The 21,575-nt window shown below is 71.9% G+C and carries 23 protein-coding genes; 15 read left to right on the forward strand and 8 right to left on the reverse strand.

What is annotated here, in order from left to right; all coding sequences use genetic code 11:
* Positions 1–36: 36 nt before the first annotated feature.
* Positions 37–1,209, forward strand: a complete 1,173-nt coding sequence (tuf, locus tag I2W78_RS34970) for an elongation factor Tu (protein WP_196464243.1) — start codon at positions 37–39, stop codon at positions 1,207–1,209.
* 99 nt (positions 1,210–1,308) lie between these two features.
* The gene (locus I2W78_RS34975) at positions 1,309–2,154 is read left to right on the forward strand and encodes a spermidine synthase (RefSeq protein ID WP_196464244.1); all 846 of its coding nucleotides are present in this window, start codon (positions 1,309–1,311) and stop codon (positions 2,152–2,154) included.
* On the opposite strand, the gene I2W78_RS34980 is transcribed toward I2W78_RS34975, so the two are convergent.
* A complete protein-coding gene (locus tag I2W78_RS34980; protein WP_307783916.1) occupies positions 2,116–3,414 on the reverse strand; it encodes an MFS transporter in 1,299 nt (432 codons plus the stop codon). The two genes, I2W78_RS34975 and I2W78_RS34980, sit on opposite strands and share 39 nt — an antisense overlap.
* A 48-nt stretch (positions 3,415–3,462) precedes the next feature.
* Complete coding sequence (locus I2W78_RS34985; protein WP_196464246.1) at positions 3,463–4,479, reverse strand: hypothetical protein; 1,017 nt, start codon at positions 4,477–4,479, stop codon at positions 3,463–3,465.
* A 153-nt stretch (positions 4,480–4,632) separates the two neighbouring features.
* Between I2W78_RS34985 and I2W78_RS34990 the strand changes: the two genes are divergently transcribed.
* From I2W78_RS34990 to I2W78_RS35015, 6 genes are all read left to right on the forward strand, one after another.
* On the forward strand, positions 4,633–5,070 hold the full coding sequence (locus tag I2W78_RS34990) for a DUF4442 domain-containing protein (RefSeq protein ID WP_196464824.1): 438 nt from the start codon (positions 4,633–4,635) through the stop codon (positions 5,068–5,070).
* 120 nt (positions 5,071–5,190) lie between these two features.
* On the forward strand, positions 5,191–5,382 hold the full coding sequence (locus I2W78_RS34995) for a hypothetical protein (RefSeq protein WP_196464247.1): 192 nt from the start codon (positions 5,191–5,193) through the stop codon (positions 5,380–5,382).
* 1,393 nt (positions 5,383–6,775) lie between these two features.
* The gene (locus tag I2W78_RS35000) at positions 6,776–8,662 is read left to right on the forward strand and encodes an RICIN domain-containing protein (protein WP_307783917.1); all 1,887 of its coding nucleotides are present in this window, start codon (positions 6,776–6,778) and stop codon (positions 8,660–8,662) included.
* Positions 8,663–8,834: 172 nt separating this feature from the next.
* Complete coding sequence (locus I2W78_RS35005; RefSeq protein WP_196464248.1) at positions 8,835–9,353, forward strand: fibronectin type III-like domain-contianing protein; 519 nt, start codon at positions 8,835–8,837, stop codon at positions 9,351–9,353.
* A complete protein-coding gene (locus I2W78_RS35010; protein ID WP_196464249.1) occupies positions 9,350–10,900 on the forward strand; it encodes a carboxylesterase/lipase family protein in 1,551 nt (516 codons plus the stop codon). Before I2W78_RS35005 ends, I2W78_RS35010 begins: the two co-directional genes overlap by 4 nt.
* A gap of 85 nt (positions 10,901–10,985) precedes the next feature.
* Positions 10,986–11,633, forward strand: coding sequence for a DedA family protein (locus I2W78_RS35015; RefSeq protein ID WP_196464250.1), 648 nt, complete (start codon positions 10,986–10,988; stop codon positions 11,631–11,633).
* A gap of 64 nt (positions 11,634–11,697) precedes the next feature.
* Here the strand turns inward: I2W78_RS35015 and I2W78_RS35020 are convergent, their stop codons facing one another.
* Positions 11,698–12,228: a gamma carbonic anhydrase family protein gene (locus I2W78_RS35020; RefSeq protein WP_196464251.1), complete on the reverse strand. Its 531-nt coding sequence runs from the start codon at positions 12,226–12,228 to the stop codon at positions 11,698–11,700.
* A gap of 111 nt (positions 12,229–12,339) precedes the next feature.
* On the opposite strand from I2W78_RS35020, the gene I2W78_RS35025 reads away from it, so the two are divergent.
* A complete protein-coding gene (locus I2W78_RS35025; RefSeq protein WP_196464252.1) occupies positions 12,340–13,104 on the forward strand; it encodes an acyltransferase in 765 nt (254 codons plus the stop codon).
* A 1-nt stretch (position 13,105) separates the two neighbouring features.
* Here I2W78_RS35025 and I2W78_RS35030 read toward each other — a convergent pair whose 3' ends face one another.
* The gene (locus I2W78_RS35030; RefSeq protein WP_196464253.1) at positions 13,106–13,963 is read right to left on the reverse strand and encodes an EamA family transporter; all 858 of its coding nucleotides are present in this window, start codon (positions 13,961–13,963) and stop codon (positions 13,106–13,108) included.
* 94 nt (positions 13,964–14,057) lie between these two features.
* Here I2W78_RS35030 and I2W78_RS35035 point away from each other — a divergent pair, with 94 nt between their 5' ends.
* Both I2W78_RS35035 and I2W78_RS35040 read left to right on the forward strand, forming a co-directional pair.
* On the forward strand, positions 14,058–14,630 hold the full coding sequence (locus tag I2W78_RS35035) for an XRE family transcriptional regulator (protein WP_196464254.1): 573 nt from the start codon (positions 14,058–14,060) through the stop codon (positions 14,628–14,630).
* Positions 14,631–14,673: 43 nt separating this feature from the next.
* The gene (locus tag I2W78_RS35040; protein WP_196464255.1) at positions 14,674–15,231 is read left to right on the forward strand and encodes a YbaK/EbsC family protein; all 558 of its coding nucleotides are present in this window, start codon (positions 14,674–14,676) and stop codon (positions 15,229–15,231) included.
* A gap of 9 nt (positions 15,232–15,240) precedes the next feature.
* Here the strand turns inward: I2W78_RS35040 and I2W78_RS35045 are convergent, their stop codons facing one another.
* Entirely contained in the window at positions 15,241–16,341 is a 1,101-nt protein-coding gene (locus I2W78_RS35045; RefSeq protein ID WP_196464256.1) for a cation diffusion facilitator family transporter, read from the reverse strand.
* A gap of 62 nt (positions 16,342–16,403) precedes the next feature.
* Here I2W78_RS35045 and I2W78_RS35050 point away from each other — a divergent pair, with 62 nt between their 5' ends.
* On the forward strand, positions 16,404–16,763 hold the full coding sequence (locus I2W78_RS35050) for an ArsR/SmtB family transcription factor (RefSeq protein WP_196464257.1): 360 nt from the start codon (positions 16,404–16,406) through the stop codon (positions 16,761–16,763).
* Positions 16,764–16,776: 13 nt separating this feature from the next.
* On the opposite strand, the gene I2W78_RS35055 is transcribed toward I2W78_RS35050, so the two are convergent.
* Positions 16,777–18,000 (reverse strand): 4-hydroxybenzoate 3-monooxygenase, encoded by a 1,224-nt coding sequence (locus tag I2W78_RS35055; protein ID WP_196464258.1) that lies wholly within the window; start codon positions 17,998–18,000, stop codon positions 16,777–16,779.
* Between the two features lie 44 nt (positions 18,001–18,044).
* On the reverse strand, positions 18,045–18,452 hold the full coding sequence (locus tag I2W78_RS35060) for a CoA-binding protein (protein WP_196464259.1): 408 nt from the start codon (positions 18,450–18,452) through the stop codon (positions 18,045–18,047).
* A gap of 162 nt (positions 18,453–18,614) precedes the next feature.
* Here I2W78_RS35060 and I2W78_RS35065 point away from each other — a divergent pair, with 162 nt between their 5' ends.
* The 3 genes from I2W78_RS35065 (at position 18,615) to I2W78_RS35075 (ending at position 20,572) form a co-directional block, all read left to right on the forward strand.
* Positions 18,615–19,328 carry a hypothetical protein gene (locus I2W78_RS35065; protein WP_196464260.1) on the forward strand — a complete coding sequence of 238 codons (714 nt, stop codon included), beginning with the start codon at positions 18,615–18,617 and terminating at the stop codon, positions 19,326–19,328.
* Entirely contained in the window at positions 19,325–19,867 is a 543-nt protein-coding gene (locus I2W78_RS35070; RefSeq protein ID WP_196464261.1) for a SixA phosphatase family protein, read from the forward strand. Before I2W78_RS35065 ends, I2W78_RS35070 begins: the two co-directional genes overlap by 4 nt.
* A gap of 78 nt (positions 19,868–19,945) precedes the next feature.
* Positions 19,946–20,572: a YigZ family protein gene (locus tag I2W78_RS35075; RefSeq protein ID WP_196464262.1), complete on the forward strand. Its 627-nt coding sequence runs from the start codon at positions 19,946–19,948 to the stop codon at positions 20,570–20,572.
* Positions 20,573–20,653: 81 nt separating this feature from the next.
* Here the strand turns inward: I2W78_RS35075 and I2W78_RS35080 are convergent, their stop codons facing one another.
* Positions 20,654–21,508, reverse strand: coding sequence for an AfsR/SARP family transcriptional regulator (locus tag I2W78_RS35080; RefSeq protein WP_196464263.1), 855 nt, complete (start codon positions 21,506–21,508; stop codon positions 20,654–20,656).
* Between the last annotated feature and the right edge of the window lie 67 nt (positions 21,509–21,575).

Here is a 21,575-nt window from a genome sequence, read left to right on the forward strand (position 1 = left end):
GTCCCAGCCACCATCGAGACGCTTCGAGGTATCGCCATGTCCAAGACGGCATACGTGCGCACCAAACCGCATCTGAACATCGGCACGATGGGTCACGTCGACCACGGCAAGACCACCCTGACGGCCGCCATCACCAAGGTCCTCGCCGAGCGCGGCAGCGGCACCTTCGTGCCGTTCGACCGCATCGACCGCGCCCCCGAGGAGGCGGCGCGCGGCATCACCATCAACATCGCGCACGTCGAGTACGAGACCGACACCCGGCACTACGCGCACGTCGACATGCCGGGCCACGCCGACTACGTCAAGAACATGGTCACCGGCGCGGCCCAGCTCGACGGGGCGATCCTCGTCGTCTCCGCGCTCGACGGGATCATGCCGCAGACCGCCGAGCACGTGCTGCTCGCCCGGCAGGTGGGCGTCGACCACATCGTCGTGGCGCTCAACAAGGCGGACGGCGCGGGCGACGAGGAGCTCATCGACCTCGTCGAACTGGAGGTGCGTGACCTGCTCACCCAGCACGGCTACGGGGGTGACTCAGTGCCGGTCGTACGGGTGTCCGGTTTGCGGGCGCTGGAGGGCGACCCCCGGTGGACGGCGTCCATCGAGGCGCTGCTCGACGCCGTGGACACGTATGTGCCCATGCCCGAGCGGTACCTGGACGCGCCGTTCCTGCTGCCGGTGGAGAACGTGCTGACCATCACCGGGCGCGGCACGGTCGTCACCGGTGCGGTGGAGCGGGGGACCGTTCGGATCGGGGACCGGGTCGAGGTGCTCGGGGCGGACCTGGAGTCCGTCGTCACCGGGCTCGAGACCTTCGGCAAGCCGATGGAGGAGGCGCAGGCCGGGGACAACGTGGCACTGCTGCTGCGGGGGGTCGCGCGGGACGCGGTCCGTCGTGGGCATGTTGTGGCCGCGCCGGGGAGTGTGGTGCCGAGGCGTCGGTTCTCCGCGCAGGTGTATGTGCTGTCGGCTCGTGAGGGCGGGCGTACGACGCCGGTCGCCACCGGGTATCGGCCGCAGTTCTACATCCGTACGGCGGATGTGGTCGGGGACATCGACCTCGGTGTGGTGGGGGTCGCTCGGCCCGGCGAGACCGTCACGGTGAACGTGGAGCTGGGGCGTGAGGTGCCCTTGGAGCCGGGGCTCGGGTTTGCCATCCGTGAGGGTGGGCGGACCGTGGGGGCCGGGACCGTGACCGCCGTTTCGTAGGGGTGTGTGCTGTGTGTGGGGGACTGCGGGCCGTGTGTGGCTGGTCGCGCAGTTCCCCGCGCCCCTCAAGCTGCGTTGCACCAGCCGCACAATGGAGGGGTGAACGAGGCCATTCCCGTCAGTCGTACCGTCGATCATGGGTTCGCCAAGCTGATGCCCGATGTCGATCGGGAGCGGGCCTGGCTGTTGACCGTCGACGGGGCGCCGCAGTCGTATGTCGATCTGGATGAGCCGACGCATCTGGAGTTCGAGTACGCGCGGCGGCTCGGACATGTGCTGGACACCGTCGCGGAGGCGGGGCGGCCGCTGGATGTGGTGCATCTCGGAGGGGGTGCGCTCACCCTGCCGCGGTATGTGGCGGCGACGAGAGCCGGTTCGCGGCAGGACGTCGTCGAGGCCGATCGGGGGCTGGTGGCGCTGGTCGGCGAGTATCTGCCGGTCGGCGCGGGGTCGGGGATCGCGTTGCATGTCGCGGACGCGCGCGGCTGGCTGGCAGGCGCCCCGGCGGACTCGGCGGACGTCGTCGTCGGTGACGTCTTCGGCGGCTCACGGGTTCCGGCCGGGTTCACGTCCGTCGGCTATGCCCGTGCGGCCGAGCGGGTGCTGCGCGCCGACGGGGTCTACGTGGCCAATCTGGCGGACGCCACGCCGTTCGCCTTCCTGCGCTCCCAGCTGGCCACGTTCGCCACGGTGTTCCAGGAGCTCGCCCTGATCGCCGAACCGGCCGTGCTGCGGGGGCGCCGGTTCGGCAACGCGGTGCTGCTCGCCGCGCACCGTCCGCTCGACACGGCCGCCCTGGCCCGGCGCACCGCCGCCGACGCCTTCCCGGCCCGCGTCGAACACGGGCCCGCGTTGCGGGAGTTCATCGGCGGTGCGCGGCCGGTGCGGGACGAGGACGCCCTGCCCTCACCCGAGCCCCCCGACGGGGCGTTCGGCATCGGCTGAGTCGGCCGGCACGCCCTTGGCCACGTGGTGGGTACGGCGCCGCAGGTTCCGTACGTCCGGGACGCACAGCACCGCCGCCGTGACCACCACGACGAGCGCCGCGCATCCCCACAGCGCCGCCGTCCGCCCGAACGCCACCTCGGCGGGCCCCGCCAGCGCCGTCGCCAGCGGGACGAGCGCGACCGAGCCGAACCAGTCGTACGCCGAGACGCGCGAGAGCTTGTTCTCGGGGATCTCCTGATGCAGGGCGGTCATCCAGGAGACGCCGAAGACCTCCACCGTCACGCCGGTCACGAACATCACCGCCCACAGGCCGCCGACCGGCAACGGCACCGCCAGCGCGGCCGACGGCAGGGCCAGGGGGAAGACACCGAGGGTGCCCGCGAGGAGCAGCCGACGTGGCTTCCAGCGGGTCATCAGCAGCGCGCCGACGACCGTGCCCGCGCCGAAGAAGCCCAGCGCCAGTCCCCATGGCGCCGCTCCGCCCAGATGGTCCCGGGCGACCAGTGGGCCGTAGACCGCGTCGGCGGCCGCGACGACCGCGTTGGCGATCGAGAACTGCACGACGATGCCCCACAGCCACGGCCGGCCGGCGAACTCCCGCCAGCCCTCCCGGAGATCCGCCAGCAGCCCGCCGCCCGGCTCGCGCGGCGGGATGTGGCTCACGTCGAGGAAGGCGCGCAACGCTCCGGCGACGGCGAACGCGGCCGCGTCCGCGGCGAGCACCCAGCCCGGGCCGATCGCGGCGACCAGCGCACCGCCGAGGGCGGCGCCGCCCAGGGACGCGCCCTGCATCGCCATCCGGAACACCGCGAACGCGCGGCTCACCTGCTCGCCCCGCACGGAGGACAACAGCATGCCCTCGGCGGCCGGACCGAAGAACGCCTGGCCGGTGCCGCCCAGCGCGCTCAGCAGCATCATCTGCCACAGCCGCGGCTCGCCGGTGAGGACGAGCAGGGCGAACAGACCCTGCGAGACACAGTTGAGGGCGTTGGCCGCGACCATCACGCGGTGCCGGGGCAGCCGATCCGCGATCGCGCCGCCGATCAGCAGGAAGAGCACCAGCGGCAGCGTGCGGGCGGCCGCCACGAGGCCCACGTCGCCACCGTCGCCGCCCGCCTCAAGCACCGCGAACGCGGCCGCGACGAGTGCGCCGTTGCTGCCGAGGTGGGTGACGACCGCGGCGGCGGTCAGCAGGCTGTAGTTGCGGCCCGCCCAGGCGGGCCGGCCGGGGCGAGAGGCTTCGGCGACGGTGTTCACCGGCCGACTATCACCGCCCGACCCCCGACTTGCCAAACCGGTTGTCGGTCAGCCTCCGGTGGGCTCCCCGTGCAGCCGTACGGTGCTCAGGATCTGCATGATGGTCGCCTTGGGGACCTCGCCCTCGACGCCCTTGGCCCCGTAGAAGTTCCACGACACGAAGTCGCCGGCGGAGTTCTTGAAGCCGAACGTGACCGCCTTGCCGTCGCTGTCGCACTTGCCCTTCTGGGGCGTGTTCGACGACTCGGCCCAGGCGATGCTGCCCTCGATGCCCGACTTGGTGGTGTAGGGCTCGGCCTTCTCCTCGAACTTGATGCTCTTCTTGTCGGGCTGGGTGTAGCCGCCGAAGACCCACCAGGGGACCGTGTTGATGGCGACCTCGTCGGTGTCCTTGGCGCCGTCGGCTCCCTTGGTGCCCACGGCGGCCAGGTGGGTGTCCTCGGTCCGGCCGTCCTTGTTCTCGTCGGTCGTGCACCACTTCGACTTGTAGTACGCCGGTGCCGACATCACGATCAGTGGTTCGGCGCTGTCCGACTTCTGGTCCTCGAAGCCGATGGTCACGCCCGGAGACTCGACCTCCCAGTCCGCCGGCACGTCGAAGGCGACGCCGCGCTTGGGGTTGATGACGACCTTCCAGCCCTCGATCGTCGCCTTCTCGGTCTCGCCGTTGCGCGGGTTGTCGTCCGACCCGGACCCGGACGCGCTGGGTTCGGCGGAGTTCGACGGCGACTGGCTCGACTTCGTCTGTCCCCCGCCGTCGGCCTTGTCGTCCTTGTCGCCGCCGAGGACCAGGAAGCCCGTGACACCGGCGGTCACGACCACGGCGGTGGCCGCGATGATCGCGACCAGCTTCGTCCGGTTGTCGCCACCACTCCCGCCGGGCGGTGTCTGCGGCGGCCCCATCGGCGCGGGGGTACCCCACTGCGGCTGCTGCGCGTAGGGGTTGGGCTGCTGGAAGCCGGGTTGCTGGTACGGATTCGGCTGCTGGTACCCCGGCTGCTGATACGGGTTGTTCTGCCCTTGCGGGTTCTGCTCGCCCCCGGGCGGCTGCTGTCCTGGCCACATGAGCCGTAACCCTAGTGGGGCCAGGGACACGATTCGGTCACCGGGCTTTGTCAGGGACGTAGCAAATCAGGCGGCCTCGATGGCGGACGCCGGATCCGGATCTGGTCAGCGCGAGCTACTCGTGGGTAACATGCGGTCATGAGCGCAGATCAGATGTCGATCGGCGAGTTGCTCGCCGCCACGGTGCCGATGGTTCGGACGCTGAACCTGGAGTACCTGGAGACCACTCCGGAGAAGGCCGTGCTGGCGCTGCCGGATCAGAGCGAGTACCGCAACCACGTCGGCGGGCCGCATGCGGGGGCCATGTTCACGCTGGGTGAGTCGGCCAGCGGCGCGATCGTGCTGGCCGCGTTCGGTGACCAGCTCTCGCGTGCCGTGCCGCTGCCGGTGCACGCCGAGATCGCGTTCAAGAAGATCGCCCTGGGCCCCGTCACGGCCACGGCGACGCTCGGACGCCCGGCCGCCGAGGTCGTCGCCGAGCTCGACGAGGGCAAACGGCCGGAGTTCCCGGTGACCGTCGCCATCCAGCGCGAGGACGGGGCCGTGACCACGGAGATGACCGTCGTGTGGACGCTGCGTCCCAACAGCTGAGAGCCGCCGTGAGGAAGGCCCCGGCCGTGCGCCGGGGCCCCTGCCCAACCGGCCTGATGCGACCGGCCGTTGCGGCTCCTGACAGGATGGCGCGCACCCAACAGAAAGAGGGCGAGCAGCATGGCCATACTCGTCTTGTCCGTCGTTCTCCTGCTCGTCGTCGGCGGCTGCGTCTGCGTCGTGTGGGCGTCGCGGGGCGGCCCGCGCTGGGTGCGGGTGGTGGCCGCCGTGACCGTGGGGCTGGGCGAACTGGTGCGCGCGGCGGGGCGGTCGGGCGGGGGGTCGAGGTCGAGCTCGGGCTCGGATGATTAGGGGGTTGACGTCGGGCCCGCTCAGGCCGTAGTCCATCCGCCCGAAGCCGAAGCCGAAGCCGAAGCCGAAGCCGAAGCCGAAGCCGAAGCCGTCCCCGGCTGAAGTCCTGCCACGAAACCCTGAGCCGTGCCGCGCCACCATCGTGCGGCACGGCCGAGCTGCGGCGACTGCCGGCTCCACCGCAGATCCATCAGGTCCACCTGTGACGGCCCAGTCCGCCTTGTCCCGTAGGCGCGAGCGCCGTCAGTGGCGCGGCATCACGCAGTGCGGTCAGCGCGTGCTTCCACTCCCGCACCGGATCTTCCTGCGCCCCGCAAGCGCGCAGCCGGTCCGGCGAGAGCGCTTGTGAGCTGACTCGTCGGCTCCCTCGTCAAGTCCCGACATGCAGTGCCATGACGCGCATCGGCAGCTGGGGCGCAATGGAGGCATGTGTTCCCACGGAGGCGTTGCGCCCGCTGAGGTTTGGAGTGAGTCGGATGCTGAATCGTCCTGAGCGGACTTCGCCGGGCGTCGCGAAACCAGCCGCCCGATGGCAACCGAAGGGCTTCCGCGCCGCGCTGGCAGACCATCGCTCTCGTCGCCTTCGCGATCTGCTTCTGCGCTCTCGCGGTGGAGGGGTCGGCCACCGACCCCTCCGTTTCCCTCCAGCCTGCATCCGAAACCGACTCCGATTCATTCACCGATAGCACGGCAAGTCCTGACGGTGGCGCCGAGCCGGGTGCCGACGGTGGCGCCGAGCCCGCTCCTGACGGTCACAGCAGTGATGACGGCGGACCGGCCCCGACCAGTCTCGTCAGCGTGTTGACCCTGGTGATCGCCGGAGTATCAGGCACCGGAGGATTCCTCAGCGGCGTCGCAGCGCTGATCACCGTGTGGAACGGCGCCCGCCGGGGGCGGAGGCGACAGGCCGTGCACTGCAGGCATGGGTGGCATGTCCCTGAACATCATCACCTGGGCCGACCCCGCCGTTATCGACGCCAGCCGCACTGCCCGTCGTCCGGGCCGGCACGGCGGTCTCCTGGACGACGCACTGGATGGCGGGCTTGTCGGCGACCGACTCCACCGAGAGGTGGATGGGAGAACCCTCCGTACTCTGCCCGGAAGTTGGAGATTGTGTGCGTCAACCGGCCTTCCTCGTACACAAGTTGAGGACCGCGCCACTGTCGATATCGAATACGGGTGCGGATACCTGAGGTAACACCCGGGGATTTCAAGCCCATTGAATCCCGGTCACTCGAACTCCTTGTTTCCTGTGCGGCGCGTGTGCGAAGGTATGCCCCCCGCGGGATGGTAAAGGCACAGGTCAGGCTCATAAGTACGCACCAATCAGCACCTGCTTTCCGAAGGAAGCGCATTCCGTGCGCTGCCCTGCGGCTTGGAAGGAAATGGTTCAGTGCAGCCCCCCTACCCCCCACGTCCGCCCTACCCGCCCCGACCCGGATCGCGCCCGGGGGAGTCCGACCGCGATCTCCTCGCCCGGCTCGCCGACCCCGAACCGGACCTCAGGGCCGTCGCGCTGCTGCTGGCCCGGCACTGGCGCGCGGTGTACGAATACGCCGTCATCTGTCTGGCCGCTTCCTCGGTTTCGGCGTCGATGGCGGCCAGTGCCGCCTTTCAGCAGGTGGTCGGCCGCCGGGCGGCCGTCGGCGCACTGCGCCCGCAGCTGCTGATGACCGTCCGGAACACGGTCCTGGAATGGGCCGCCGAGGACGATGTGACGGCCCTGCTGCCGGAACTCGCCAAACCCACCGGAGCTCGCGGACTGCGCGCGGCGAGGTCCGTGACGCCCGAAAAGCGGCGCCTGGCGGAGCGCGCCTTCCATGCCCTTCCGTCGGCCTCCCAATGCCTCCTCTGGCACACCGAGGTCGAGACGGAAACGATAACCATACCGGCTGGTTTGCTGGGAATTGACGCCCTTACCGCGTCCGCCGCCCTGGAGCGGGCCCGCGAGGAATTCCGGGTCGGCTGCGTCCGCGCCCACCGAGAACTCGCGCCCACCAGGGAATGCCGTTTCTACAACCGGCTCCTGGACGTCCCCATGCGACGCGGCGGCTCCCTGCTGCCCGATGTGCAACGGCATCTGACGCAGTGCCGGTACTGCCGTCAAGCCGCTGAACAACTCAGCCATTTCGACGGCGCTCTGGACGTCCTGCTCGCCGAGACCGTGCTCGGCTGGGGCGCCCACCGCTACCTCGATTCCCGTCCCGGCCGCACGGCGGCACCGCCACCCCCGCCGCGCTCCCTCCCCGCCGCTCGCCCGAGATCCGGCGGCCGCCATCGGCCCACGACGCGGACCGGGTTCCTCACGATGCCCCGACGCCACGCCAGGACTGTGGCCGTCGGCGTCGGCCTGACCTCCCTCGCGCTGCTCGCGACCGTACTGGCGGCCAGGGGCTGGTCCGATGACAACGGTGCCCCCGACCCCGGCGCCACCTGGGGAGCCCCCAGCAGCAGGACCGTCCGCCCCGGCCCGGCGTCCGAGCACCCGTCCACCGCAGCCCCGTCCGCCGCCTCCGTGGAGCGCCCCGTCGAGGTCGCCCGGGGGCGCATGCGCAACCTCTCGATCGGCCTGTGCCTTGACGGCCGTAACGCCGAGGCCACGCTGGCGGCGTGCACGACCGCCGACTCGCAGCAGTGGTCGTACCAGGACGACGGCCAACTGCGCAGCGTCGCCGACCCCTCGCTCTGCCTCGACGCCGACGCCCCGTCCGGAACGGTCACGCTCGCCGACTGCGGGGCCCCGTCCGGCCAGGTGCAGTACGACCTGACCGTACGCGGCGAACTGCTCCTCCGCTGGAGCAAGGGCAGACTCGTCGCTCCCGGCGCGGGCGAGGAACTGGTCGTCACCGCGAGGGACGGCTCCGAGGAGCAGCGGTGGCGCTTGGAGGCGGTGGACGGCGAGGCGGGGGAGCCGGAGGAGTCCGAAGAGTCGGAGGGGACCTCGCCCAAGCGCGACGACGGCCGCGAGCGCGACTCCCGCGACGACCGGCCGGACAGGCGGCGTGACGACTCCGAACGGCGTGAGCGGGACGGTGGCCGACACGGTGGTGACGACGAGCGGCGTGGCCAGGACCGCGACGGGCGCGAGCAGGACGGCGGGGACGCGCCGGAGGAGTACGAGACACGGTTCGCCCAGGTCGGCTGCTGCGACGAGCGGGACGAGCCCGCCGAACCGGCAGCCCCGGCGGTGCTCGAAGCCGGCATGCACAACCTGACGGACGGAATCCGGGGCGCGGTCACAGCGCGCGGGGCGGCGCTGGCGCAGTCCTTGCTGGGCTGAACCTCTCCCTCAGTTGATCCGGGGTCACCCCACCATGGGTGACCCCGCGTTCGTTTCTTGTCGACGCCAGGCCCATTCCTGTTCGCGTCATTGACACGAGTCACCCACAGTCGGACCGTCGAGTGTCTGCGGTTCACATCGTCGTGCCCGCACACCGAAGGAGTGACGGCCCATGACCGACACTGTCCCCCGGCGATCCGCCCTGCGCGTGCTCGGCGGCACGATCGCCGTCGCCGCCGCGACCGGCGGTCTCACCCCACCGATCCGCGCCCACGCGGCCGACAGACCGGAGCCCGGCGCCGGTCCCCGCGTCGAAAGGCTCCCCCTGCTGCACGGCGCCACCGACCCCGACTCCCTCGGCCAGGCGGGCCACGTCCCCGGCGTCCCCCGCCTCGGTGTCCCGCCCCTGCGCCTCGCCGACGGCCCCGCCGGTGACCGCGTCACCAAGGACGGCACGCTCACCGTCTCCGACGCCGACGAGTCCACGCCCGACCTCCGGCTCGACCAGCTGGGCGGCTACCGGCGGCCGGGGGAGCGGCGGCGGGTCACGGTACGGGTCGACGCGCGCACCCTCTCCTCCTGGGACGCCGAGCGGCACGACTGGATGCCCGGCACCGGCAGACGATCGGTGTGGGTCGGCGCGTCGTCGCGGGACCTGCGGCTGCGGGCGAGCGTGGAGGTGGGCCGATGATCCGCCGCGCCGCCGTCGCCCTGACGGCTCTCGCCGCCGCGCTCCTGGCCCCCGTACCGGCCCAGGCGCACCAGACCGACCCGGTCGTGCGCACGGACGCGGGCCTGGTCCGAGGGGAGACGACCCGCGAGGGACGGCAGTTCCTCGGCGTCCCCTACGCAGAACCGCCGGTCGGACGGCTCCGCTGGACGGAACCCCGGCCCGTGAAGCCCTGGCAGGGGGTGCGGACGGCCCAGGACTTCGGCAACACGTGCGTGCAGGCGTCCAGCTGGGACCCCGGCTACGAGCGGCCCAGCCACACCGAGGACTGCCTCAGCCTCAATGTGTACGTCCCCCAGGGCGCCGCCCGGCGGGCCGTCCTGGTCTGGTTCCACGGCGGCGGGCTGACCGCCGGGGCCGGTCAGGACATCGTCCCCGACACCTTCGCCCGGCAGACCGGCACGGTCGTCGTCACCGTCAACTACCGCCTCGGCGCCATGGGCTTCCTCGCCGCCGCCGGCCTGGACGGCGAGGTGCGCGACGGTGTCTCCGGCAACTTCGGCATGCTCGACCAGCAGGCCGCCCTGCGCTGGGTCCGGTCCAACATCGACCGCTTCGGCGGCGACCCGGCCCGCGTCACCATCGCGGGCGAGTCGGCCGGCGGCCGCTCGGTGTGCACCCAGCTGGCCTCCCCCACGGGGAAGGGCCTGTTCCGGGCGGGCATCATCCAGAGCGGGGCCTACGACGACTGCGCCGCCCGCACCCACGACGCCGCCGTCCACCAGGGAGCCGACTTCGCCGAGAAACTGGGCTGCGCGGACCTGGCGTGTCTGCGGGGCAAGCCGGCCGAGGAGATCCTCGCCGCGCAGGCCGGTTTCGACTGGGGTCCGGTGGCCGGTGGGGCCTTCCTGCCGCGCCAGCCGGAAGAGGCCTTCGCCCGGGGCGCCGCCAGGAACGTCCCGGTGATGAACGGGGCGAACCAGGACGAAGGACGTTTGTTCGCCTTCGCCGCCTTCGACCTCGACGGCACGCCGCTCTCCGTCGAGGAGTACCCGACCGTGATGCGCGAGAGCTTCGGCGAGCAGGCCCTGGCGCGCTACCCGCTCTCCGCGCACCCCTCGCCGACCATCGCGTACGGCACCGCGCTCGGCGACACGATGTTCGCCTGCCCGGCGCTGCGGCTGGACCGCACCCTCGCCGGACGCGGGCCGGTGTACGCGTACGAGTTCGCCGACCGCACCTCACCCCCCTTCGCCTCGCTGCGCGACCTCGCCACCGACTTCGACTTCGGCGCGACCCACGTCAACGAGGTGCAGTACCTCTTCAAGCACTTCGGGCTCGACTCGCCGCTGAACGCCGAGCAGCGGGCGCTGTCCCGGCAGATGGTGCAGTACTGGGGGTCGTTCGTCCGGGGCGGGGTGCCGCGGGCGGAGGGGCAGCCCGCGATGCCGGGCCGTGCCGGGGTGGTGCTGTCCCTGCGCACCGGCTCCGCGGGCGGCAACGCGCTCAGCAGGAGCGTCGGCTCGGAGCACCAGTGCGATCTGTGGGACCCGGGAGTGTCATCGTGACCCGGTAGGCTTCACGGCGTGCGCCCGGGCCCGGGCGCACGCCGTGTGTATGCGTGTGTGCAGGGACGTTCGGGAGGAACCAGCGGTGCACGTCCAGGAGTGGCTCGAGACCGTACCCGCGGTCGCCATCTACGCGCTGGTGGGAGTGGTCATCGGCCTGGAGAGCCTGGGCATCCCGCTGCCGGGCGAGATCATCCTGGTCTCATCCGCGCTGCTCGCCTCCCAGCACGGCGACATCGACCCGTTCGTCCTCGGCGCGTGTGCCAGCGCCGGCGCGATCATCGGCGACTCCATCGGCTACGCGATCGGCCGCAAGGGCGGCCGGCCGCTGCTCGCCTGGCTCGGCAAGAAGTTCCCGAAGCACTTCAGCGAGGCGCACATCGCCACGGCCGAGCGCGCCTTCGAGAAGTGGGGCATGTGGGCCGTCTTCTTCGGCCGCTTCGTCGCCCTGCTCCGCATCTTCGCGGGCCCGCTCGCGGGCGTGCTCCGGATGCCGTACTGGAAGTTCCTGATCGCCAACGTCTTCGGCGGCATCCTGTGGGCGGGCGGCACGACGGCGGTCATCTACTACGTGGGTGTCGTCGCGGAGGCGTGGCTGAAGCGCTTCTCGTGGGTGGGCCTGATCCTGGCGGTGGCGATCGGCCTCACGTCGATGCTGATCCTTAAGAGGAAGGCGAAGAAGGTCGAGGCGGCCGTACAGCCGGAGCCTCAGCCGGTCGCCGCCGGGGACTGAAGGAACCCAGGGCGCGGGGAACTGCGCGAGCAACCCACGAGCACCCGCAGACCGCACACAACCCTCACGCCCCGTGCGCTTCCCGGTGCGCCTTCCCCAACTCCGCATACATCGTCCCGTTCAGCGTGACCCCCTCCCGCTCCTCCGCGCTGAGCTCGCGCCGCACCTTCGCCGGCACCCCAGCCACCAGCGACCCCGGCGGCACCACCATGCCCTGCGGCACCAGCGCCTGAGCCGCGATGAGCGACCCCGCCCCGATCACCGCGCCGTTCAGCACGGTCGCCCCCATCCCGATCAGGCAGTCGTCCTCCACGGTCGCCCCGTGCACCACGGCGTTGTGCCCGACGGACACGCGCGCGCCGATGCGCACGGGGAAACCCGGGTCGGCGTGCAGCGTGCAGTTGTCCTGGATGTTGCTCTGAGCCCCCACGGAGATCCGCTCGACATCACCCCGCAGCACCGCGCCGTACCAGACGCTCGCCCCCGCCTCCAGCATCACGTCGCCGATCACCGAAGCCGTCGGCGCCACGAACGCATCGTCGTCCACCTTCGGCTCCCTGCCCCCGATCCCCATGACCAGCGCCCTCTGCGTCATCGCCCTCTCCTCGCCGCCAAACGTCGTAGACGAACCGTACGCCACCCCGTAGGGCGAAGATCACAGGCCCACGCCCTCATGGCAGTACCCCGCGCTGAGTAACGTGAGCGGGTGCCGAAGCGCAAGAACACGTTCTCATCCTGGCGCCACCGACAGGTGCAGCGCGCCGTCCACGCGGGCTGGGCCTGGGCGCAGCGCGTGGGTTCGGTGACGGCCGAGAACCCCGGCCGTTTCCACTTCGGTTCGATCGGCGAAGCCACCCGGCTCGCCTTCCCGCTCGGCACGGTCTTCGGCGAACCCTGGATCCACCTCGGCGCCCACTGCATCGTCGGTGAACAGGTCACCCTCACGGCCGGTCTGATGCCCGACCTCGACCTCGGCCCCGAGCCCATCCTGCGCGTCGGCGACGGTGTGGTCCTCGGTCGCGGCAGTCACGTCATCGCCGACACGACGGTCACCATCGGCAACGACTGCTATTTCGGCCCGTACGTGTACGTCACGTCCACCAACCACTCGTACGACGACCCGCACCAGCCCATCGGCAAGCAGTGGCCCCGGATGGAACCGGTGGAGATCGGCCCGGGCTGCTGGATCGGCACCGGCGCGGTGATCCTGCCGGGTGCGCGGATCGGGCGGAACGTGGTGGTGGCCGCGGGCGCTGTGGTGCGCGGGGTGGTGCCCGACCATGCGGTGGTGGCGGGGGCGCCCGCCCGGGTCGTACGACGCTGGACTCCCGTCGAAGGCTGGCAGCCGCCGCTCAGGACGCCGGCGCCGGTGCCGATACCCGAGGGCGTCACTCCCGAGCAGTTGACGGCGCTCGCGGATCTCGACGAGGAGACGGCGGCACGACTGGCCGAGCTGGAGCCGGAGGCCTGACTCAGCCGGTCGCCAGCAGCAGGGTGCCGGCGAGGGCCAGTCCCGCGCCCGCCGCCTGGACGGCTCGCAGCCGTTCGCTGAGGAAGCCGCGGGCGGCCAGTGCCGTCACCACCGGGTAGAGCGAGGCGAGTACGGCGGCGACGGTGACCGGGCCGTGCTGGGCGGCGATCGAGTACGTGCCGTTGGCCGCCACGTCCGCCAGGCCGACGAAGGCGAGCGCCGGCAGCGAAGCCCACGGGAAACCGTCCGCGGGCAGGGCGGGGGAGCCGCGCCGTACCGAGATGTACAGGGCGGTGCCGCCGGCGACGACATTGGTGACGCGCTGCACGAACAGGGCGAGGAACAGCCCGGTGAGCGTCGTCGACGCCTCCGCGATCAGCGCCATCACCGCGCCGAAGCCGAACGCCGCGAGCAGCGTGAGCAGTACGGCCTGCCGTTGCACCGGCGCACCCCGGAACTGCGGCCCGCCCGCGAGCACGACCCCGGCCACGGCGACGACGATCCCGGCGATCTGCAGCAGCCCCGGACGCTCGCCCAGCACCAGCCCCACACCCACCGGAACCGCCACACCGAGCGAACCCAGCGGCGAGACGACGCCCATCGGGCCCAGGGCGAGCGCCTTGTAGAAGGCGAGCATCGCGACCGGGCCCACCAGACCGGCGCCCACGGCGAACCAGAGCTGCGGTCCCGTCTCGCTCCAGCCGCCCGTCGCGACCACGATCGCGCCGAGGACGACCACCGCGATCGACTGCGAGACGACGACCACGGTCAACGCGGGCGTACGCCGGGTCAGCAGCCCGCCGCCGAAGTCGGCCAGCCCCCACAGGAAGCTGGTGGCCAGGGCGAAGAGTGCCGTCATCGAGTCGCCTCGCAGTACAGTTCAGTGAACGATTGGGTGCACCACACCATAGTTCAATAGATTGAACTATGCCATCTAGAATAATGGACGGAATGTGTCGGACCTCGACCTGCTGACCCAGTCCCTGGCGCGGAACGTCAAACGCTGGCGCACCGAGCGCGGCTTCACCCTGGACACCCTCGCCGCCCGCGCCGGAGTCAGCCGCGGCATGCTGATCCAGATCGAGCAGGCCCGGACCAACCCCAGCCTCGGCACGGTCGTCAAGATCGGCGACGCGCTGGGCGTCAGCATCACCACCCTGCTCGACTACGAGCAGGGCCCCAAGGTCCGTATCGTCCCCGCCGACCAGGCCGTACGGATGTGGCACACCGACGCGGGCAGCTACAACCGGCTGCTCGCCGGCACGGAGGCCCCCGGCCCGCTGGAGCTGTGGGACTGGCGGCTGATGCCGGGCGAGAGCAGCTCCTCCGACCCGCACCCGGCCGGCACGGTCGAACTCGTCCACGTCACCGCCGGCGAACTGACGCTCACCGTCGACGGCGTGGACCACGGCGTCCCGGCCGGCGCCAGCGCCTCCTTCGACGCCGGGGTGCCGCACACGTACGGCAACGACGGCGACGTACCGATGGAGATGGTGCTGGCCGTGTCGGTGCCGCCCGTGCAGTGAGACGCCACGTCGCCGGTCGCGCGGCGGCTGTTAGCGTGCCGACATGCGCGCACCCATCGGACACTTCGACCGGGCGACGCCCGCCCCCGACTGCCTCGACGAGTTGACCGGCCCGGTCGCCGACGCCGTACGGCACTGGCACGGCAGCGTCCCCGCCGACCAGATCGTCTACGTCGACACCGACCCGCAGTGGGCCGACACCGAGGTCTTCGTCGAGCACTACGGCCGGGAGCTGCTGGAGCAGTCGGCGAACTGTGTGGTCGTCGCGGGCAAGCGCGGCGGCGAGACCACGCTGGCCGCCTGTGTCGTGCTCTCCACCACCCGCGTCGACGTCAACGGCGTCGTCCGCCGCCGACTCGGCGCGCGCAAGGCCTCGTTCGCCGCGATGGACACGGCGACCGGCGAGACCGGCATGGAGTACGGCGGCATCACCCCGATCGGACTGCCCGAGGGCTGGCCGGTGCTGGTCGACTCGGCCGTGGTCGACCTGCCGTACGTCCTGGTCGGCAGCGGCCGGCGGCGCGGCAAGCTGCTGGTGCCGGGCAAGGCCTTCGCGGAACTTCCGGGCGCCGTCGTGCTGGAGGGGCTGGGCGTCGCCTGACCCCGGCGATCAGGCCGTGGCGTGGTGGGCCAGCGGCAGATGCGGGTCCACTTCGCCGGGCGTGTGGGCCGGGTCGGCGTGCACCAGCGCCGCGGTGAGGCGCGGTACGGCGTGCAGCAGGGCGTGTTCGGCCTCGACGGCGATCGCGTGGGCCTGACGTACCGTGACCTCACCGTCGACGACGACCGCCACCTCGGCCCGCAGCCGATGCCCGATCCAGCGCAGCCGCAGCTCGCCCACCTCCTGCACGCCCGGCACCTTGCGCAGCGCCCGCTCGGCCCTGTCCACCAGGGCCGGGTCGACGGCGTCCAGCACCCGCCGGAAGACCTCCCGCGCCGCGTCCCGCAGCACCAGCGTGATCGCCGCGGTGATCGCCAGGCCCACGATCGGGTCGGCCAGTTGCCAGCCCAGCGCCGAGCCGCCGGCGCCCAGCAGCACGGCCAGTGAGGTGAACCCGTCCGTGCGCGCGTGCAGTCCGTCGGCGACCAGGGCCGCCGAGCCGATCGAGCGGCCGACGCGGATGCGGTAGCGGGCCACCCACTCGTTGCCCGCGAAACCGACCAGGGCCGCCACCGCGACCGCCGGGACATGCTGCACCGGACGCGGGTCGAGCAGCCGCTCGATCGCCGTCCAGCCCGCGAAGGCGGCCGACGCGGCGATCGTCAGCACGATCACGATGCCCGCCAGGTCCTCCGCGCGCCCGTAGCCGTAGGTGAAGCGGCGGGTCGCCGCGCGCCGGCCCAGCACGAAGGCGATCCCGAGCGGTACGGCCGTCAGCGCGTCCGCGGTGTTGTGCACCGTGTCGCCGAGGAGTGCCACCGACCCGGACATCACGACCACCACGGCCTGCGCGAGCGCGGTCACGCCGAGCACCGCCAGCGACACCCACAGGGCACGCATACCGCGGGCGGAGGACTCCAGCGCCGAGTCGACCTTGTCGGCCGTGTCGTGGGAGTGCGGGGTGAGGAGATGGGCCAGGCGGTGGGGGAGGAGACGGCGGAGGCCGTCGGTGCGGTGGTGACTGTGGCCGTGGCCGTGACCCTGGTCGTCGTGGTGGTGGTGCGCGTGGCCGTGTTCGTGCCGGTGCCCGTGGTCGTGGCGGTCGCTCACGGTTTCTCCCCTTCCGGTGCGCGTCGCTGGACGTACGCCGTCCTCGGCACCATTATGTGCGTATGAGCGCACGCATGCACCTATCACCTGCACATGATGCGCATCCGCGCAGCCCCGGCGAGGAGCAGTTCGCGCTGGCCGCCGAACTTCTCGCCCTGCTCGGCGACCGCACCCGCCTCGCGCTGCTGCACACGCTGAGCAAGGGCGAGGCGGACGTGACGACTCTCACCGAGGCCTGCGGCGCGGCGCGGCCCGCGGTCAGCCAGCATCTGGCACGGCTGCGGCTGGCGGGGTTGGTGACCACGCGCAAGGAAGGCCGCCGGGTGATCTACGCCCTGCGCGACGGCCATCTGCGCAGGGTCGTGGACGAGGCGCTGAACCTCGCCGACCACCGGCTCACCGGGCGGCCGGAGCACGACTGACTCCGGTGCCGCGTCAGAGGGCGGGGTCCATGCCGAGGTACTGCTCCGCGAATGCGGACGCGGCGGTGGGCGAGGTGAACAGGCGGCGCAGCCGCGCCAGCGTGGTGCCCGCGTGGTACGGGTCGCCCGACGCGGTCCCGTGGTACACGTCGGACAGCCACCGCGAGAACTCCTGGTAGTCCCAGACCCGGCCCAGACAGTCGGCCGAGTAGCCGTTCAGCCCGCTCGCGTCGCCCTTCGTGAGGTAGGCGGCGAGCGCGTCGCCGAGCAGGAAGGCGTCGTGCAGGGCGAGGTTCATGCCCTTCGCGGCGATCGGCGCGGTGAGGTGGGCCGCGTCACCGGCCAGGAAGAGCCGGCCGAACGCCATCGGCTCGACCACGTAGTTGTGCATGTCGAGCACCCGCTTCTCGATCAGCCGTCCCTCGGTGAGCGGCGGGGTGTCCCGCGCGCCGAGCCGCTCCTGGAGCTCGGCCCAGACCCGCTCGTGCGACCAGTTCTCCGGGTCCTCTCCGGGCGGGCACTGAAGGTAGTACCGGGTGACCTCGGGGCTGCGGGCCATGTGTCCGGCGAAGCCGCGCGGATGGATGCCGAACACCACGCAGTCCGAGGACGGCGGCGCCTCGGCGAGCAGCGCCAGCCAGCCGATGCCGTAGTCGTGCCGCGCGATGCGGACCCGCTCCGGCGGCAGCGCGGCACGCGTCACACCGCGGGCGCCATCGCAACCGGCCACGAACTCGCAATGGATCACCTGACGTTCGCCGGTGTCCGGGCAGACGTACGACACCGCCGGCCGGTCGGTGTCCAGGTCGTGGAGCCGGACGTCCCGCACTCCGAAGCGGATGTCGCCGCCGCGCACGTCGGCGTACTCCCGGACCAGGTCCGTGACCAGCAACGGCTGCGGGTAGATCCAGTGGTGCTGCCCCGTCAGCTCGGTGTACGACAGCCGGTAGCGCCCGCCCGCGAAACGGAACTCGCACTGGGTGTGCCGCTGGGCCCGCTCCAGCAGGTTCCCGGCCAGGCCCCGCCGTTCGAGCCCGCGCACGGCCCACTCCTCCAGGACCCCGGCCCGTGGCCGCTGCTCGATGAACTCCCTGCTCTCCACCTCCAGCACGACGCAGTCGACGGACGCGGCCCGCAGGACGTTCCCGAGCGTCAGACCGGCGGGCCCGGCGCCCACGATGACGACCGGGGAGCGGTGCGGGGAAAGGGAGTTGGGGTGGGGGGAAGGTATGACCACGCGAGCATTATGACGGTGGCCGGACAGGTGAGTGAGGCGCGCGGTCAGCGAAGGCGCGGTATCTCGATGGCGGGGCAGCGGTTCATCACCATGTCGAGGCCGGCGGCCCGGGTGCGGGCGTAGGCGGCCTCGTCGACGACGTCGAGCTGGAACCAGACCGCCTGGGCTCCCTTGGCGACCGCCTCGTCGGCGACCGCTCCGGCGAGGTCGCTGTTGACGAAGACGTCGACCACGTCCACGTCGAAGGGGATGTCGGCGAGGGAGGCGTAGCCCTGCTCGCCGTGCACCGTCTCCGCCTTGGGGTGCACCGGCACGATCCGCTTGCCGAACAGCTGGAGGACCTCGGCGACGCCGTACGCCGCGCGGGACTGGTTCGACGACAGGCCCACCACGGCCCAGGTGTCGCCGAGCTCGGTGAGAATCCTGCGGACCGTCGCGTCGTCGCCATACACCGGGGGCCTCCTTCGGCCGAGTCGTCTCGCCGTCACGTACTGCAACGGACGAGCGCACTCCATGATTCCCGTGAACGGCTGTCGACGTCTTGAACGGCGGTCCGGCGTTCTGTCCGGAACGGCTGTCGTGCGTACGGCCGTCGGCGCGCCTAGGCTCGCTGCGTGCTGCGCATCATCGACGCCAGGAGCGGAGAACCCGTCGACGCGTCCACGACGCGCCGGGGACTGACCTGTGTCGAGGCCCACGCGCCCGCCCTCGACCCCACCGCCCTGCGCGTCCTGCTGGTCGCCGACGTGCTGGTCCGCGCCCTGGAACTGGGCGGTACGCCGGTCCTGGGCGTCCTGTCCGGCGACCGGTACCGGGCGGAACTGCGGGTGGCCGCCGCAGCCCTCGGCATCCGGCCCTTCGAGGACATGGGGGCCGGGCTCGGCGAGCAGCAGGTCATCCATGTGGTGGAGGAGGGCGGGGCGAAGCCGGACGGGGTGCGCGTCGCGGTGGCTCCCGTGGCGGAGGGGCGCGGGATGCCGCTGGGTGACGATCCCGCCGTACTGCGGCTGGCGCTGCTGTCCCGGCGCCGCAGCGATCCCGCGCAGCTCGACGACACGACCCTGGACGAGGCCCGCGACACGCTCACCCGCTGGCGGCGGGCCGTCGCCGACTGGGCGCGACATCCGTCGCGGCCGGTCCCCGAAGAGGTGCGCGGCCGACTCCGTACCGCCTGGGAGGACGACCTGGACGTGCCCTCGGTGCTGCGCGTCCTGCGCCGGGTGGAGAGCGCACCGGACCTGCCGCACGGCGCCCGCTTCGAGACGTACGCCTACGCGGACCGGCTGCTCGGTCTCGATCTGACGCGCGACCTGGGAGCCCGGGCATGATCGCGCGCGCGGGAGCGGGCCCGCTGCGCCGCCTGGTCGTGCTGCGGCACGCCAAGTCCGCCCGGCCGCCCGACGTCGCCGATCACGAGCGCCCGCTCGCGCCCCGGGGCCGCCGGGACGCACCGGCCGCCGGCCGCGCGCTCGCCGAGGCCGACTGCCTGCCGGATTTCGCCCTGTGCTCCACCGCCGTACGCGCCCGCCAGACCTGGCAACTGGCGTCCGCCCAGTGGGGCACCCCGCCGCCGGTACGGCACGACCCACGGCTGTACGCGGCCGACGTGCCCGACCTGCTGGCCGCCGTGCACGAGGTGGCACCCGAGATCCAGACACTGCTCCTCGTCGGACACAACCCGGGCCTGGAGGAGCTGGTCCTGGCGCTCGCCGGGGACGGCCTCGGTGACACGCTGGACCGGGTACGGGCGAAGTTCCCCACCTCGGCGATCGCCGTGCTGGCCTGGTACGGGAGCGGCTGGGACGCACTGCGGACCGGCGCGGCGCTGCTGACGGACGTGCTGGTGCCCCGGGGAAAGAAGAAGTAGGGCGGGCTCCGGGGGAGCGGCTGGGAGAGCGGCTTCGTCCGGCGCGGGGCACGCGCGCGCAGCGCATAGGCTGGCCGGATGCAGGACGAGTACCGCACGGTCGCCCGCGTGGGCGTGCACGAAACCGAGGTCAACCGCTCGCGCTTCCTGTGCGCCCTCGCCCCGGCCGCCACCGAGCAGGAGGCCCAGGACTTCGTCGCGGCCGTGCGCAAGGAGCACGCCGACGCCACGCACAACTGCTGGGCGTACGTCATCGGCGCCGACGCCGCGATCCAGAAGGCGAGCGACGACGGCGAACCGGGCGGCACCGCCGGCGTCCCCATGCTCCAGATGCTGCTGCGCCGCGACATGCGGTATGTCGTCGCCGTCGTCACCCGCTACTACGGCGGGGTCAAGCTCGGCGCGGGCGGGCTCATCCGGGCGTACGGCGGAGCGGTCGGCGAGGCTCTCGACGCCCTCGGTACCCTCACCAGGCGCCGCTTCCGGCTGGCCACGGTGACCGTCGACCACCAGCGCGCGGGCAAGGTGCACAACGACCTGCGCGCCACCGGGCGCGAGGTGCGGGACGTGCGCTACGCGGAGGCGGTCACGATCGAGATCGGGCTGCCGGACGCCGACGTGGACGCCTTTCGGGCATGGCTCGCGGACGTGACGGCGGGGACTGCGGGGTTGGAGCTGGGCGGGGAGGCGTACGGGGACGTCTAGTTCGGGGCCGTCGGCACAGGCAGGGAGAGCGCTCAGACGTCTTTTCACGCCTGGGGGGCTGGTGCTGGCTGGGCAGGTCGTTCAGGCCACGTGATGCAGGCCGTCCCGCTCGCGCCGGGACCGGTCGCGGGTGTTGGCCTGCTGTGGCAGATGGCGGCGCAGATCCAGGGGCGCGTCCCTGGCGCTCGAGTTCAGAATCTCGGCCTGCAGCCGCTGGAGCTCCGGCGAGGGCTCCAGGCCGAGTTCACGCCTGAGGATGGAGTAGAGGTTCTGATAGGCCTGCAGCGCCTCACCGCGGCGGCCGGCCCGGTGCAGGGCCGAGATCAGCTGGCCGTGGAACCATTCGTGCAAGGGGTGATCGTTGACCAAGGTCCGCAGTTCCGGAAGGAACTCGCGGTAACGGCCCAGCCGGTTCTCGGTCTCCACCCTTAATTCCAGGGCGCGGATCCTCAGCTCTTCCAGGTGGGCGATCCGGCCGGCGAGCACGTCCCCGGCCGGAACGTTGCTCAGCACGGGCCCCCGCCACAGCCGCTGCGCCTGTGTGAGGTGCTCCGCCGCCCGCTCGGGTGAACCCTCGGCGAGCTCCCACTGGGCCTGCCGCACCCAACGCTCGAACGGGGACGCGTCGACTTCGTCGTCGGCGAGGTCGAGGCGGTAGCCGGGCGCCTGGGTGAGCAGCAACCGCCTCTTGGGCGAGTTCTCCTGGGCTCGGGCGAGCATGCGGCGGGCGTGATAGACGTGCGTCTGAAGGATCTTGGTCGCACTCGTCGGCGGGGACTCCCCCCAAAGCTCCCTGACCAACGTTTCCACCGCCACGGCCTCGCCTGGCTGAAACGCCAGGACGGCGAGCATCTGACAGATCTTCGGTGCCTGCGGAGCGAGGGTTCTGCCGTCATCGGTGGCTATCTGGAAGGGACCGATGAGGTTGAACCGCATTGTGCACGCTCCTGTTCCGGCGCCGTCGGCGCTCGTCCGGGTGCTTGGTCTGTGGCTCACACGTTAG

It is taken from the genome of Streptomyces spinoverrucosus (assembly GCF_015712165.1).
In the GTDB taxonomy this organism is placed as follows: Bacteria; Actinomycetota; Actinomycetes; order Streptomycetales; family Streptomycetaceae; genus Streptomyces; species Streptomyces spinoverrucosus_A.

What these genes read in the sequence shown, in the direction of transcription:
- I2W78_RS35020 (WP_196464251.1), bottom strand. Translation starts at nt 12,228, where the DNA reads ATGACGCAGAGGGCGCTGGTCATGGGGATCGGGGGCAGGGAGCCGAAG.
- I2W78_RS35040 (WP_196464255.1), top strand. Translation starts at nt 14,674, where the DNA reads ATGCGCGCACCCATCGGACACTTCGACCGGGCGACGCCCGCCCCCGAC.
- I2W78_RS35075 (WP_196464262.1), top strand. Translation starts at nt 19,946, where the DNA reads ATGCAGGACGAGTACCGCACGGTCGCCCGCGTGGGCGTGCACGAAACC.
- I2W78_RS34985 (WP_196464246.1), bottom strand. Translation starts at nt 4,479, where the DNA reads ATGTGGCCAGGACAGCAGCCGCCCGGGGGCGAGCAGAACCCGCAAGGG.
- tuf (WP_196464243.1), top strand. Translation starts at nt 37, where the DNA reads ATGTCCAAGACGGCATACGTGCGCACCAAACCGCATCTGAACATCGGC.
- I2W78_RS35005 (WP_196464248.1), top strand. Translation starts at nt 8,835, where the DNA reads ATGACCGACACTGTCCCCCGGCGATCCGCCCTGCGCGTGCTCGGCGGC.
- I2W78_RS35080 (WP_196464263.1), bottom strand. Translation starts at nt 21,508, where the DNA reads ATGCGGTTCAACCTCATCGGTCCCTTCCAGATAGCCACCGATGACGGC.
- I2W78_RS35050 (WP_196464257.1), top strand. Translation starts at nt 16,404, where the DNA reads ATGAGCGCACGCATGCACCTATCACCTGCACATGATGCGCATCCGCGC.
- I2W78_RS35070 (WP_196464261.1), top strand. Translation starts at nt 19,325, where the DNA reads ATGATCGCGCGCGCGGGAGCGGGCCCGCTGCGCCGCCTGGTCGTGCTG.
- I2W78_RS35030 (WP_196464253.1), bottom strand. Translation starts at nt 13,963, where the DNA reads ATGACGGCACTCTTCGCCCTGGCCACCAGCTTCCTGTGGGGGCTGGCC.
- I2W78_RS35010 (WP_196464249.1), top strand. Translation starts at nt 9,350, where the DNA reads ATGATCCGCCGCGCCGCCGTCGCCCTGACGGCTCTCGCCGCCGCGCTC.
- I2W78_RS34990 (WP_196464824.1), top strand. Translation starts at nt 4,633, where the DNA reads ATGTCGATCGGCGAGTTGCTCGCCGCCACGGTGCCGATGGTTCGGACG.
- I2W78_RS34995 (WP_196464247.1), top strand. Translation starts at nt 5,191, where the DNA reads ATGGCCATACTCGTCTTGTCCGTCGTTCTCCTGCTCGTCGTCGGCGGC.